12 protein-coding genes and 1 pseudogene are annotated in these 14,201 nt (G+C 72.1%); all 13 read left to right on the top strand.

All coding sequences use genetic code 11. The features are described from left to right. Positions 1-1,798 (top strand): AMP-binding protein (locus C1A33_RS09165; RefSeq protein WP_341477202.1); only part of this gene is annotated, 1,798 nt, incomplete at its 5' end. Between the two features lie 43 nt (positions 1,799-1,841). Beyond that, the gene (locus C1A33_RS09160) at positions 1,842-2,627 is read left to right on the top strand and encodes a ferritin-like domain-containing protein (RefSeq protein ID WP_101831095.1); all 786 of its coding nucleotides are present in this window, start codon (positions 1,842-1,844) and stop codon (positions 2,625-2,627) included. Beyond that, positions 2,624-3,214, top strand: coding sequence for a PaaI family thioesterase (locus C1A33_RS09155; protein WP_243407345.1), 591 nt, complete (start codon positions 2,624-2,626; stop codon positions 3,212-3,214). The genes C1A33_RS09160 and C1A33_RS09155 overlap by 4 nt, the downstream gene beginning before the upstream one ends. After that, positions 3,211-3,468 (top strand): acyl carrier protein, encoded by a 258-nt coding sequence (locus tag C1A33_RS09150; RefSeq protein ID WP_101831091.1) that lies wholly within the window; start codon positions 3,211-3,213, stop codon positions 3,466-3,468. The genes C1A33_RS09155 and C1A33_RS09150 overlap by 4 nt, the downstream gene beginning before the upstream one ends. Continuing rightward, a complete protein-coding gene (locus C1A33_RS09145; RefSeq protein WP_101831090.1) occupies positions 3,465-4,355 on the top strand; it encodes an SAM-dependent methyltransferase in 891 nt (296 codons plus the stop codon). Before C1A33_RS09150 ends, C1A33_RS09145 begins: the two co-directional genes overlap by 4 nt. Before the next feature lie 144 nt (positions 4,356-4,499). Beyond that, positions 4,500-5,420 (top strand): acyl-ACP desaturase, encoded by a 921-nt coding sequence (locus tag C1A33_RS09140; protein ID WP_101831089.1) that lies wholly within the window; start codon positions 4,500-4,502, stop codon positions 5,418-5,420. Between the two features lie 67 nt (positions 5,421-5,487). Then, positions 5,488-6,720, top strand: coding sequence for a cytochrome P450 (locus C1A33_RS09135; protein WP_101831088.1), 1,233 nt, complete (start codon positions 5,488-5,490; stop codon positions 6,718-6,720). Positions 6,721-6,950: 230 nt separating this feature from the next. Further along, positions 6,951-7,076, top strand: a pseudogene (locus C1A33_RS38300) (LysR family transcriptional regulator); the annotation flags it as partial. Between the two features lie 96 nt (positions 7,077-7,172). Then, positions 7,173-7,892: a LysR family substrate-binding domain-containing protein gene (locus C1A33_RS09130; RefSeq protein WP_341477203.1), complete on the top strand. Its 720-nt coding sequence runs from the start codon at positions 7,173-7,175 to the stop codon at positions 7,890-7,892. A gap of 147 nt (positions 7,893-8,039) precedes the next feature. Beyond that, positions 8,040-9,899: an AMP-dependent synthetase/ligase gene (locus C1A33_RS09125; protein ID WP_101831087.1), complete on the top strand. Its 1,860-nt coding sequence runs from the start codon at positions 8,040-8,042 to the stop codon at positions 9,897-9,899. A 152-nt stretch (positions 9,900-10,051) separates the two neighbouring features. Beyond that, positions 10,052-11,287: an NAD(P)/FAD-dependent oxidoreductase gene (locus C1A33_RS09120; RefSeq protein ID WP_101831086.1), complete on the top strand. Its 1,236-nt coding sequence runs from the start codon at positions 10,052-10,054 to the stop codon at positions 11,285-11,287. A 106-nt stretch (positions 11,288-11,393) separates the two neighbouring features. Next, the gene (locus C1A33_RS09115; RefSeq protein ID WP_101831085.1) at positions 11,394-11,996 is read left to right on the top strand and encodes an SGNH/GDSL hydrolase family protein; all 603 of its coding nucleotides are present in this window, start codon (positions 11,394-11,396) and stop codon (positions 11,994-11,996) included. Between the two features lie 65 nt (positions 11,997-12,061). Further along, on the top strand, positions 12,062-14,201 hold a 2,140-nt coding region (locus C1A33_RS09110), incomplete at its 3' end, for a type I polyketide synthase (protein WP_115537932.1).

Below are 14,201 nucleotides of genomic sequence, written 5' to 3'. Positions count from 1 at the left end.
CCACCCGCACCGGACGGGAGCACATCTGATGCGTGGCCTGACGTTGCCCGGCGCCCTCGACGAGGCGGCCGCGGCCCACCCCGACACGGCCGTGACCTTCCCCAGCTCTCATGAGCGGGTGAGCCTGGCCGAGCTCGCCGACGCGACGGTCGCCCTGGCCCGGGGCCTGGTCGCCGACGGCGTCGAGCCGGGGGAGCGGGTGGGGGTGTTCAGCCGCAACAACGCCGACTTCCTTGTCGCGGTGATCGGCGTCACCCGGGCGGGCGCTGTCGCCTGCCCGCTGCCGCTGCCCACCTCCGCCGCCGACCTCGCCGGCTACGCCGCCCGGCTGGTCGCGGTCACGGCCGCGGCGGGCGCGCGCCGGGTGGTGACCGGTGCGGGAGTCGACGGCATCGTGCGCCGGCTCGGCCCGATCCTGTCCGGACTGAGCTTCGCCGGGGTCGCCACGACGGCGGCCGGCGATGGACCGGCGGCCGGCGGCGGCGGCGCGGTGAGGCTCGGCGGGTCGGCGGCCGGTGGCGGGCGCGGCGGCGGGTTGCCGGTCGTCGCCGAGTCGGATGTGGCGATCGTGCAGTTCACCTCGGGCAGTACCTCCCTGCCCAAGGGCGTCGTGCTGACCCACCGCAACGTCGTGCACGGCACGGCGGCGATCGTCGACGGCATCGAGCTCGGCCGTCCGGGCGACCATGGCGCGACCTGGCTGCCGCTCTACCACGACATGGGGCTGTTCGGGACGCTTGCCGCGGTGCTGATCGGCACGCCGATGACGGTCTGGGCGCCGTCGACGTTCATCAAGGATCCGGCGGGGTGGCTGCGGGACTTCGCCGCGATGGGCTGCACGGTCTCACCCTCGCCGAACTTCGGTTACGACGCGCTGCTCACCGCCGTCGGCCCGGATGAGCTCGTGGGGGTGGACCTGCGCCGCTGGCGGATCGCGTTCAACGGCGCCGAGCCGGTGAACCCGGCCACCGTCGACCGTTTCCTCGAGCGTTTCGGCCCGGCTGGGTTCGCCGCCGAGACGATGTTCCCGGTCTACGGCATGGCCGAGGCCACCCTCGCCGTCACCTTCCCGCCGCTCGGTCGCGGGCCGGTCACCACCTGGGTCGACCGCGATCGCCTCGCCCGCGACGGTGTCGCGAACCCGGCCCCGGCCGGTTCGCCGGGCGCGCGCGGTCTGGTCGCGCTCGGCGGGCCGGTCCGCGGGATGCGGCTGCGCGTCGTCGACGAGAAGCGCCAGCCGCTGCCGGATGGCACGGTCGGCGAGATCGAGATCGGCGGCGACGCGGTCACCGCCGGCTACCTGACCGCCGACGCCGACCCGACCATCACCCTGCGCGCGGCAGCGGCAGCGGCAGCGGCGGCGGCTGCGGGAGCCGGCTCACCGGCGGCCGGCGACGCCTGGCTGGGCACCGGTGACCTGGGCTTCGTCGCCGGCGGCGAGCTGTACATCAGCGGTCGCCGCAAGGAGATGATCATCATTCGAGGGGTGAACTACTACCCCGAGGACGCCGAAGCCCTCGTCCGCGACGCGCCGGGCGTCCACCGCCGCCGGTGCGTGGCCGTCGCGGACATGGACGACGCGGGCGGCGAGACGCTGACCGTGATCGCCGAGACCAGCCTCGAGGACGCCGGGGGACGCGTCCTGCTGGAGGCCGAGCTGCGCGCGTCGGTCGCCGCGGCGCTCGGCCTGTCCGAGGTCGCGGTGCGCCTGGTCGCACCGGACGCGCTGCCTCGCACATCCAGCGGGAAGTTCCGCCGTGCCGAGGCCCGTGACCTGGCCCGCTCCCGGCCGCGGTGACCCGCGGCCCGACCCCCGAACCCCGACGGAGGCCAGACCCGAGATGCACGGCTACGACGTCTTCCGCCACTACGAGCGCAAGCGCTGGGCGATCGAGGATCTCCCGTTCGACGAGATCCGCCCGGACGACGTGCGCCCCGAGTACGTCACCATGGTCAAGAGCTCGGTGATGGGCGAGGCGAACTCCATCGCCGCCCAGCACGGGTTCCTCAACGAGTTCGACGACTACGACTTCTCCGCGTTCGTCGCGGTCTGGGGCTACGAGGAGCTCCAGCACCACTTCGCCTTCCGGACCTGGCTCGACGCGGTCGGCGTCGCCATGCCCATCGAGCCCGTGCAGGCGATGCGCGCCCCCTACGCGCCGGGCACGACGCCGTGCGCCACCCTCGCCACCAACATCATCTCTGAGCTGACCGTCAACCACGTCTACCGCTCGGTCGCCGCCTGGGTCGACGAGCCGGTGCTGCGCGGGCTGATGACCCGGGCCAGCCGCGACGAGGCCGGGCACGCCCGCGAGTTCCTCCACTACGCCCGCCGCCGTCTCGCCAGCCACCCCGACGAGCTGTCCTCGGTGCTGGAGACGCTCTACGTCTACACGTCCGAGCAGCGCATCAAGCATCCGGTCGGGGTGTTCAAGAGCGGCCTGGCCGAAGTAGAGGACCACGAGACGATCGACACGGCGTTCGACATGTTCCTCGCCGGCATCGCCACCGAGGGTGAGCTCGACCGGCTCCAGGAGAACATCCGCCGCGCCTTCGCCGCCCTCACCGGACTCGACGTCAGCACCAACGGCCGTATCCGCCGCCGCCTCGCCGAGGCGCTCGCGTGACCGCGCCGCACACGTCCGCCCCGCTGGACGCCCCCACGCCGATGGGGGTGTCCGCCGCGCCGGCCGCGCCGGAGCTGCCCTGGGCGGTGCTGGAGGACTACCGCTGCTTCGGGTGCTCGCCGCACAACCCGCACGGCATCGCGCTCGCCTTCACCGAGCATCCCGAGGGCCTGCAGACGTCCTTCAAGCTGGGCCGCAGCTACGAGTCGTACCCGGGGGTGGTGCACGGCGGCCTGCTCGGCGTCGTGTGCGACGAGACGATGGGCAACCTCATCGTCGTGCGCACCGGGCTGGTGGCGTTCACCGTCAGCCTGCGGCTGCGCTACCTCAGCCCGGTCGGCGTCGGCACCGCCTACACCTGCGTGGCCCGGCTGGGCTCGGACGACCCCGGCGGCCCGCTGACCACGGCGACGGCGGAGATCCTCGACGCCGACGGCACCACCGCCGTGACCGCCACCGCGACCTACCGCAACGTCCCGTTCGGCACCGCCCGGGAGCGCATCGCGCTGAGCGCGACCGAGGCGGGCCGGCTCGACCAGGCGCTGACCGCGACCGCGGGCAGCCAGACCGCACAGGAGATGGCGTGAGCACCGAACCCGACGACATCGTCGCCCGGATCACCGAGATCGTCGCCGCCGAGCTGGGCGTCCCGGCGGAGGGCCTGGCGCCCGAGACCGACCTGCGCGGCATCGAGGGCGCGGACTCCGTGCGGCTGCTGCGCGTGGTCGCCAAGGTCGAGCAGGTCTGGGACGTCGAACTCGACGACGCCGACGTGTTCGGCGTCTCGTCCGTCGCCGACCTGTCCGCCGTCGTCGCCAGTGCGCTGCAGGTGAAGGCGTGACGACCACCGCCGACGCCGGCATCGCCACGCCGAGCACGCCGAGCACGCCGAGCCGGCCGGGGGAGACCAACCAGCACTACGACCTCGACCCGCGGATCTTCGGCCTGTTCCTCGACCCGCTGCGCAAGTACTCCTCCGGGATGTACCGCACGCCCGGGATCACGCTGGCCGAGGCGCAGGAGGCCAAGCTGCACTGGGTCGCCGAGCGGCTCGGGCTCACCCCGGGCGGCGGGCAGCGGCTGCTCGACGCCGGCTGCGGCTGGGGTTCGCTGATCCTTTTCATGGCCCGCGAGTACCAGACCGCGGTGACGGGGATCAGCCCCGCTGGCCGCCAGCACGAGTACATCGCCAGCCGGGCGGCGGAACTGGGCGTCACCGATCGCGTCACCACAGCGGTCGGTCGGTTCGAGGACCTCGACCTGCCGGCGCGCTCCTTCGACGCGGTCACCATGCTGGGCTCGATCGTGCACATGCCCGATGTCGACGTCGCCGTGCGCCGCGCCCGGGCGATGCTGCGCCGCGGCGGCCGCTACTACGTGTCCGAGACGTGCTTCCGCAACGCGGCCGCCCGCGACGAGTTCGACAAGCGCACTGGCACCGAGTTCGTCCGCAACTCCATCTTCGGCTGGGGTGACATGCGCCCGCTGTCGGAGCTCGTCCGCGCGGTCGAGGACGCGGGCTTCTCGGTGGACGACGTCGAGGACCTCACCGAGGACTACCGGCTCACCATCGACGACTGGCTGGTGAACGTCAGCGCCGCCGCCGACGCGATCGACGCGCTGCGTCCCGGCATGGCGGCGCAGCTCACCCGCTACCTCGAGGTCGCGAACGCCGGCTGGGGGTTCACGACCAAGCACTACGCCCTGATCTGCCGCAACGCCAGGTAGGACGCCCCGCCAGGTGAGGTGCCTGGCCAGGTGGCAAGCAGCGCCAGGCGGCTGGCGCGGGTGCGCGGGCGTGACTCGCGCCGGCGCACCCGCGCGCCGTCACGGCGGCCGGCGTGGCCGCCCCGCCCGTCCCGGAGGAACCCCATGACAACCACGGCCGGCCCGTCGTCCCCGTCCGTCCGCAACTCCGAGCTCGACGCGAACGCCCCCACGGGGTCGGTGCCGCCGCGGTCGGTCGGCCTGCCCGCCGACGCGCTCGACACCGCCGTCACCGCCTTCATGACCGCCTCGCCGGTGACGCGGCGCTGGGACGTCGAGCGTGACTTCGACTGGGCGGCGGCCGACGCCGACCGGCTCACCGACGGTCAGCGCTCCGCGGTCCGCTTCATCTCCTTCATCGAGGACCACCTGCCGGGCTACTTCGCGGTCTACGGCAGCCGGTTCCCCCTCGACGCCGACGTCGACGTCGAGACGTTCCTGCTCAACCGCGAGATCTACCACTTCACCGTGCGCTGGGCGGCGGAGGAGGACAGCCACGCCCGCGCCCTGTTCCGCTACCAGGTGGAGTCGGGGATCGCGACGGCCGAGTCGCTGCGGCGCGAGCTGGCCGTGGAGGGCCGCAAGGAGTTCTCGCTGCCGCACGACCATCCCGCCGCGCTGTTCGCCTACACGCTCGTGCAGGAGAAGGCGACCCAGATCTACTACCAGAACCTGCGGGCCGTCGTCGGCGACCCGGTGCTCGCCGACGTGCTCAACCGGCTCAGCCGGGACGAGGCGCGGCACTTCACCTTCATGGCCGACATGGTGGAGCTGTACCTGCGCACCTACGGCGACGCGGTCGTCGAGCCGATGCGCGACGCCATCGCCCAGTTCCGGATGCCGCTGGCGGACACCCTGGGCGGCTACTGGCGCTGGGCGCTGCGCATCGCCGACACCGCCCGCTACGACCACACCGAGGCGTACGAGCACCTCGTCCGGGTGGCGCGCCGGGCGGTCGACGCCCCGTCCGAGCGTGTCGACGAGCTCGAGCGCTTCGTGCGCGCCGCCCGGGCCATCCCGGCCTGACGCGCCTGACGCGCCTGACGCGTCCCATGCGTCCCACGCGTCCCACCGAGCGACCTGGAGGCTCGCCGTGACCACCGTCATCGACCCGCCGACCGTCGAGCAGGCGGCGGGCAGGGTGTTCGATCCCGCCTGGCACCACGACACCTATCCCAGCTATCAGGTGCTGCGCGAGGCCGGGGCGTTCGTGCCCGGGCCGCTCGGCATGCGGCTGGTGACGCGCTACCGCGAGATCGACGCGATCCTGCAGGACCCGGCGTGGAGCCACGCCGAGGAACGCGAGCTCATGCACCCGGACAGCGACGGCTCCGACCTGCCGACCTCGTTCCTGTGGATGGAACCGCCCGACCACACCCGGATCCGCCGGCTGGTGAGCAAGGCGTTCAGCGCCCGGCGGATCGAGGCGACCCGGGAGCGCTGCCGCGGGCTCGTCGACGAGCTGCTCGACGCGGCGATCACCGCCGGCGAGGTCGACCTGGTCGAGGCGATCGCCTACCCGTTGCCACTGACGATGATCGCCGAGCTGATGGGGGTGCCGGCGGCCGACCACGGCGCGGTGCGGTCGATGTCGTACTGGCTCGCCCGCGGCCTGGATCCCGACATCCTGCTCAGCCCCGAGGAGGTCGAGAAGCGCAAGGCCGCGGCCCGCGGGTTCCGTGCGTACTTCACCGACCTCGTCGCGCGGCGGCGGGCGGAGCCGGCCGACGACCTGATCAGCGGGCTCGCGCTGGCCGAGGCGGAGGGCGACCGGCTCAGCGCCGACGAGATGCTCTCGACCCTGGTCGTGCTGCTGGTGGCCGGGCACGAGACGACGGTCAGCCTGATCTCCGGCGCCTTCCACGCCCTGATGCGCAACCCGGACCAGTACGCGGCGCTGCAGGCCGACCCGGACCTCGCCGGCCCGGCGGTCGACGAGCTGATGCGCTACTGCACCCCGTCGCACCTGACCACGCGCCGCGCGGTGCGCGACACCGAGGTGTCCGGGGAGTCGTTCGCCGAGGGTGACGGTGTGATCATCCTGCTCGCGGCGGCGAACCGGGACGCCGACGTCTATCCGGACGCCGAGCGGCTCGACCTGGCCCGCTACGCGCGCGGTGCCCGCCCGGCGCGCCATCTCGGCTTCGGGCGCGGCCACCACTACTGCATCGGCGCGCCGATGGTGCGCCTCGAGGTCGAGCTGCTGCTGCGCGCGCTGGCCCGGCGGGCGCCGCGGATGACGGCGCTGGCGGACCCGCCGCCCTACCGGCCGAACCTGATCGTCCGGGGAATCCAGGAACTGCGCGTGCAGCTGTCCGGACGGTAGGCGATCCGTACGCGTCCGGTCGCCTGGGGACCATCGGGCGCGGTCGGGCCGGCCAGTTCGCGAAAAAGTTGTTCATCTGTAGGGGAGCGGTGACGCGGTGTTCGGTGTGGCCGGGCTCACGCCCCGCGGCAGGCGTTCGCCACTCCGGTGACCCATGGTGGGAAGGTGTGGTTCACCAGGGGTTAGCTGGCGCCGTTAGGCTGACACTCGATGCCCCTGTGGAGGTGGCCATGGAGTTGCGGCATCTGGTGTCCTTCCTGGCAATCGCGGAAGAACTGCATTTCGGCCGCGCTGCCGCTCGCCTACATCTTTCCCAACCCTCGTTGAGTCAGCAACTACAACGACTGGAACGCAACCTCGGCGTCGAACTCGTGGCCCGAACGTCGCACGACGTTCGGCTCACGGCGGCGGGGAGGGCCTTCGAGACGGAGGCGCGGACCATCATCTCGCAGATGCGGAAGGCGACACACACCGCCCGCGAGGTGGCCGCCGGCCGCACCGGTGTGGTACGCGTCGGCTACAACTTCCCCGGCGGTCAGCATGTCGTTCCGGCGGCGTTGGCCAAAATGTCAGCCGAATATCCGGACGTGAGCGTGACCCTCGTCGAGCAGCGCACCGGACCGCAGCTGTCGGCGCTGTCCTCCGGCGAGCTGGACGTGGCCATCGTCTACGGCCGTCCGACGTCCCCCGAGTTCACCTCCCGGCGGTTGTTCCGTATTCCGCTGGTCGCGGTGGTGGGGCATGGTCATGTCTGGGCCGGGCGCGGTGGCATTCCGTTCGGCGAGCTCGCCCGCCAGCAGTGCGTGCTGTTCGCACGGGAGAAGAGCCCGGCCATGTACGACGCGATCCAGGCGGCGGCGGAGGCCAGCGGCATCACGCTGTCCGTCGCCCACGAGGTGGACGACCCCAGCGCCACGGCGATCGTCGTCTCGGTGAAACCGCTGGTCGGCTTCGCCTCCGTGACGCGCGGACTGCACATCGGCTCCGCCGTGGGCGGGCCCCGGCCAACGCCGGTTCAGCTCTACGACCCGGTGCCCACCCTCGACCTGTACGCCGTGTGGCGGACGGCGAACACGGCGCCGCTGGTCGACGTGTTCGTCGAGTGCATCGAGGCGGCGCGGCCATTCCAGATTCCAGCCTACCGGGGGCCCGAGCCGCGCGCCCGGCGATAGGGAACCCCGACCGTTCAATGCATTAGAATGAATCGCCTTGCCGCCTTGTCGGGATAATCCGAGACTCGGGCATGGAATCGTGGCCGCGTTTCACCGTGATATTCACGGTGAAACGACGCCCGGGCTACCGCGGGAAGGTGATGAAACGTGCGGAAATCAACCACGGCCGACGCCGTGGTCCTGCCGGACGACCAGGGCGTCTGGTCCGTGATCGACACCGGCGCCCGGCTCCACCCGGAGCGGGTCGTGCTGGTGCGGACGGACGGCGTGGCCGGCACCTCCGAGGACATCAACGGCCGGCGACTCGCCGAGGACCTTCGGATCGTGGGAACCGAACTGCTCGCCCTCGGGGTCGCGCACGGCGACCGGATCGCCATCATGGGGCGGACGAGCTACCCGTGGGCACTGCTCAGCTACGCGGCCCAGGCGATCGGCGCGATCATCGTCCCTGTCTACCCGACGGCGTCCGAGACGCAGGTCCGCCACACCGTCACCGACTCCGCGGTGGCCTGGGCGTTCGCGGAGACCGACGAGCAGGTGCGCCTCGTCGGCGACGCCGGCGGCGACACCCTGCGCCACCCGACCTGGCCGCTCACCCAGATCGACACCTGGCTGACCGGCGCCGGTGACGCCGGTGACGCTGGTGATGCCGGTGACGCTGGTGATGCCAGTGACAGCGGTGCGGACGGCGCCCGGGCCGGCGGAGACGGTGCCCTGCCGCGTGACGCGGCCGAGCGGGCGCGGCTGGCCGACGAGTTCGCCCAGCGCGCCGCGAAGGTCCGCGCCGACGACATCGCCATGATCATCTATACCAGTGGGACCACCGGACCGGCCAAGGGTGCCGTGTTGACCCACCGGAACACGTTCTCGTCGTCCGCGGGCACGGTCGAGCACACCGGCGACCTGTTCCGCACCGCCCCCGACGGCACCCAGGCCACCAGCGCGATCGCCCTGCCGCTGTCGCACGTGTTCGGCCAGACGATCCTGCTGGCCTGCCTGTACGCCGGCACCCGCACGGTGCTGCTGCCGGGCGTGCCGGAACTCGTGCCGGCGATGCGCACGATCCGCCCGAGCTTCCTGGCCCTCGTCCCGTACGCGCTGGAGAAGATCCGCAAGCGGGTGCGGGACCTGCCGCACGACGAGGTCGCCGCGGTGTGCGGCGGGCGGCTGACCCAGGTGATCTCCGGCGGGGCGTCGCTGGACGCGACGACGGAGGCGTTCTTCGCCAGTGCCGGCGTCAACGTCCTCAACTGCTACGGCCTCACCGAGGCGGCGACCGCGGTCACCGTCAACCAGCCGGCGACGAACCGGCGCGGCACCGTCGGACGGCCGATCCCGGGCACGACGGTCGCCATCGCGGACGACGGTGAGGTGCTCGTGGCGGGCGCCAACGTCTCCCCGGGCTACTGGTCGCGCGCGGCGGGCGACGTCAGCCGCGACGCCACCGGACCGTCCGAGCAGCGGTGGCTGCACACCGGCGATGTCGGTCATCTCGACGACGACGGCTACCTGGTCATCACCGGTCGCCGCAAGGAGATCCTGGTGACCGCCGGCGGCAAGAACGTCGCGCCCACCCCGCTGGAGGACCGGGTCCGGCTGCACCCGCTGGTGAGCAACTGCATGGTGGTCGGCGAGGGCCGGTCGTTCGTCTCGGCGCTGCTCACCCTGGAAGCCGCTCCACTGGCGGCCTGGGCCGCCGCGAACGGCGTCCCGCTCACGCCCGCCGCGGGCGACAGCGCGGGCGCGGGCGACGGTGTGGACGGCGACGGTGTGGACGGCGAGGGGGCGGGCGGTGACTGGCGGGACAACCCGCGGCTGCTCGCCGAGCTGCAGCTCGCCATCGACGACGCGAACAGTCTGGTGTCCCGGGCCGAGTCGATCCGCCGGTTCCGCGTCCTCGAGACCGACTTCACCGTCGACGGTGGTCATCTGACCCCATCGATGAAGCTGCGTCGCGCCGCCATCGAGCGGGATTTCACCGACGCGATCGCATTTCTTTACCAGTGATATCGGCCACTCGATTGTCTCGACTTATCGGCCGATGACATGTCGGCCGGTCCGTTGACCATGGATCTGCCAGGTCAGCACCATGACAAGGAACCCCAGCCCGCACCGAACGCAGCCGGCCGCCGCCGGCCGACAACGGGAGGACCCCGCAGATGTACGACGTCATCGTGGTGGGCGCACGCTGCGCCGGATCGCCCCTGGCGATGCTGCTCGCAAGGCGCGGCCACAAGGTTCTCGTGGTGGACCGCGCCACGTTCCCCAGTGACACGGTGTCCACCCACTACATTCACCAGGCCGGCCTCTCCCGGCTGCAGGACTGGGGGATTCTGGACCGCCTCGTCGCGACCGGAGTGCCGCCGATGCGCCACCTGAACTTCTCGTACACCGATATCTTCCTCGAGGGTTTCGCCGATCCGATCGACGGGATCGACGCGACGTACTCGCCGCGCCGGACCATCCTCGACGAAATCCTGGTCGACGAGGCCCGGAAGTCCGGTGCCGAGGTTCTCGAAGGCTTCACCGTCACCGAGGTGATCTTCTCCGAGGGGCGCGCGGCCGGCATTCGCGGCCGGTTCGGCGACGGTCCCGAGCAGGAGTTCCGCTCGCAGTTCGTGGTGGGCGCGGACGGCCGCAACTCGACGGTCGCGGGCCTGGTCGGCGCTGAGATCTACCGCTCCGTCCCGGCTGCCTGCTTCGTCTACTACTCGTACTACAGCGGCCTGGACTGGGAGTTCCAGCACCGGACCGGCAACGACCCGCAGCAGTTCGGCGTCTGGCCGACCCACGACAACCAGCACCTGGTCGCCGTCATGCGCCGGCGGGAGCGGCTGCGGGAGTTCCGCGCCGACATCGACGGCAGCTTCCAGGAGATCTTCGACCAGATCGACCCGGTGCTCGGCGACGACATCCGGGCCAACGGGAAGCGTGAGGAGAACTTCCGGGCGATGTCCTACCCGGACAACTTCTACCGCCGTTCGGCCGGTCCCGGCTGGGCCCTCGTCGGCGACGCCGGCTACCACAAGGACCCGTTCACCGGCTGGGGCATCACCGACGCCCTGAAGTACAGCGAGGTACTCGCCGAGAAGCTGCACGAGGGCCTTTCCGGCGCCCGCCCGATCGATGAGGTCGTCGCCGAGTACACCAAGATCCGCGACGCGGAGAGCAATGGAACGTTCGAACTCACCTGCAGCCTCGCGGAACTGAGCCTCACCCCCTACTATGACTCGGTATTCCGGGCCACCAGCATGGACCGTGAGTACACCACGAAGTTCTTCGGCCTCATCTCCGGCGGTGTTCCGGGCGAGGAGTTCTTTGCCCCCGCGAACCTCGCGGCGCTCTACGAGAAGGTCGACTTCCCGGCCGACCGACGCTTCCTCACCAAGTCCTGACCCTGCTTTCCGGCGCGACGCCACCCGGCCTGCCCGGGCGGCTCCCCGCGCTCTGATCCACAGCTGAACATCGCGTCGCGCCGCGGCCCCGACACGGAGGCGAACAATGCCCACAGTGAGGTTCACCGCTCTTGGTGACAGCTTCGTCGAGGGCCGCGGCGACGTCGGCGCCGACGGCTCGTACATCGGCTGGGCCCGCCGGTTCGCCCGGCGGATGGGGGTTTCCCCCCGCGAGTCCCGCAACCTCGGCGCCTACCAGGCGACCACCCAGGAGGTCGTCGACCGGCAGCTGCACCAGGCGCTGGCCCGCAAGGCGCCGCTGATCGGCGTCGTCGTCGGCGTCAACGACATGGTGCAGGACTGGGCGCCCGACCGCTTCGCCCGCAACCTGCACACCATCTTCGGGTCACTGGCGGGCCTGGACACCACCGTGTTCACCGCCAGCTACCCGGACATCCCCGCGAACCTCCCGCTGCCGGACGAGTTCCGCAACCTGCTGCGCGAGCGCTTCGCGTTCGCGAACACCGTGCTGCGCGAGGTCTGCGAAGCCACCCGCACGCTGCACCTCGACATCGCCGCCGGGCCCGAATGGTCGGGCCGGGGGCTGTGGAGCGAGGACGGCCTGCACCCGAACACCGACGGACACCGCCGTTTCGCCGAGGACATGGCGGACCTCGTCGAGCGAGCGTCCTGGCTGACGGCTGCCTGATCCGGAGCGTCCACACCGATCCGGACCGTCCAGCCGGCCCCCTGACCGGCCGAGAAGGGATTCCCGTGCCCAAGCCAGCGCAGCCCGCGCGCCCGAGCGAACCCGTCGACCTCGACGCCCGGCGGCTCGCCCGCAACCCGATCGCGATCGTCGGCATGTCGGGCCTGTTCCCGATGGCCCGCAACCATCGCGAGTACTGGCAGAACGTCGTCGACGGCGCCGACTGCACCACCGAGGTCCCGGCGTCGCGCTGGAGCCTCGACGACTACTACGACGCCGACCCCGCCACCCCGGACCGCACCTACTCGCGGCGCGGCGCGTTCATCCCGGACGTCGAGTTCAGCCCGCTGGAGTTCGGCATGCCGCCGAACCAGCTCGAGGTCACCAGCACCATGCAGACGCTGAGCCTCGGCGTCGCCCGCGACCTGCTGCGCGACGCCGGCGCCCGGGACCTCGCCGGCAAGGACGCGGACTGGTACGACGCCGGGCGCACCGGCGTCGTACTCGGCACCACCGGGCCCGTTCCGCTGATGCACCCGCTGGCCGCCCGGCTGTCCACGCCGGTGCTGCGCGAGGCGGCCCGCAGCATGGGCCTGTCCGACGCCGACGCCGACGAGCTCGTGAAGCGTTACGTCACCGCCTACGCGCCGTGGGAGGAGAACTCCTTCCCCGGACTGCTCGCGAACGTGGTCGCCGGCCGGGTCGCGAACCGCCTCGACCTCGGCGGCATCAACACGACAGTGGACGCGGCCTGTGCGGCCTCGCTGTCCGCGGTGCGCCTGGCCATCGCCGAGCTCGTCGACGGCCGTGCCGACACGATGATCACCGGTGGCGTCGACACCGAGAACACGATCTTCATCTACCTGTGCTTCTCCAAGGTCTCGGCGCTGTCGAAGAGCGGCACGATCAGCCCCTTCTCCGACGACGCCGACGGCACCCTGCTCGGCGAGGGCATCGGCATGCTGGCGCTGCGCCGCCTCGCCGACGCCGAGCGGGACGGCAACCGGATCTACGCCGTCATCCGCGGCCTCGGCTCATCCAGCGACGGCCGGTTCAAGAGCATCTACGCCCCGCGCGCCGAGGGGCAGCGGGTCGCCCTCGACCGCGCCTACGCCGACGCCGAGTGCACCCCCGACTCGGTGGAGCTGTTCGAGGCGCACGCCACCGGCACCGCCGTCGGCGACCGCACCGAGCTCACCGCGCTGAGTGGCCTGCTGCGCGACGCCAGCGACGAGAAGCACTACGCGGCGCTCGGCAGCGTCAAGTCGCAGATCGGCCACACCAAGGGCGCCGCCGGCGCCGCGAGCCTGATGAAGCTCGCCCTCGGGCTCTACCACAAGGTGCTCCCGCCGACGATCAACGTCGACCGGCCGAACAGCGCCGTCGACTTCGGCGACGCTCCGTTCTACGTCAACATCGCCAACCGGCCGTGGATCCGCGACCCGCACCGTCCCGTGCGCCGCGCCGCCGCCTCCGCGATGGGCTTCGGTGGGACGAACTTCCACGTCGTGCTGGAGGAGTACAGCGGCGACCGCACCGACCTGCGGGTGCTGCACCGCACCGCCCGCGCGTACCTGTGGCACGCCCCCGACACCGCCGCGCTGCTGGAGCTGCTGCGCTCCGGCGCGCCGGCGGTCGACGGCGCGGTCCCCCCGGACGCCGCCCGCGTCGGGTTCGCCGCCGCCGACGAGGAGACCGCCGAGGACCTGCGCGAGCTCGCCATCGCCCAGCTGGAGCGCGACCTCGAGGCGACCGAATGGTCGCACCCGCGTGGCGTCCACTTCCGCGCGAGCGGCCGCACGGATGTCACCGTCGCCGCGCTGTTCGCCGGGCAGGGCAGCCAGTACCTCGACATGGGCCTGGAAGCCGCGGTCAACGTGCCGCCGGTCGGTGCCGCCTTCGACGAGGCCAACGCCGCCTTCGATGGCGCGCCGCGCCGGCTCGCGTCGATCGTGTTCCCACCGCCGGTGTTCGACGCCGCCGAGCGCCAGCGCCAGGAGACGGCCCTGCGCGCCACCGAGCACGCCCAGCCTGCGATCGGCGCGCTGTCCGTCGGCCAGTACCGCTACCTGCACGAACTCGGACTGCGCCCGGCCGGCTTCCTCGGCCACAGCTTCGGCGAGCTGACCGCCCTGCACGCCGCCGGCGCCGTCGACGCCGAGGGCTTCTTCCGCCTCGCCCGCGAGCGTGGCCGCGCCATGGCCC

The sequence above is a fragment of the Frankia canadensis genome, assembly GCF_900197875.1.
Lineage (GTDB): Bacteria > Actinomycetota > Actinomycetes > Frankiales > Frankiaceae > Frankia > Frankia canadensis.
The sequence above is the reverse complement of the archived record's forward strand: the minus strand, read 5'-3'. Positions and strand labels throughout refer to the sequence as shown.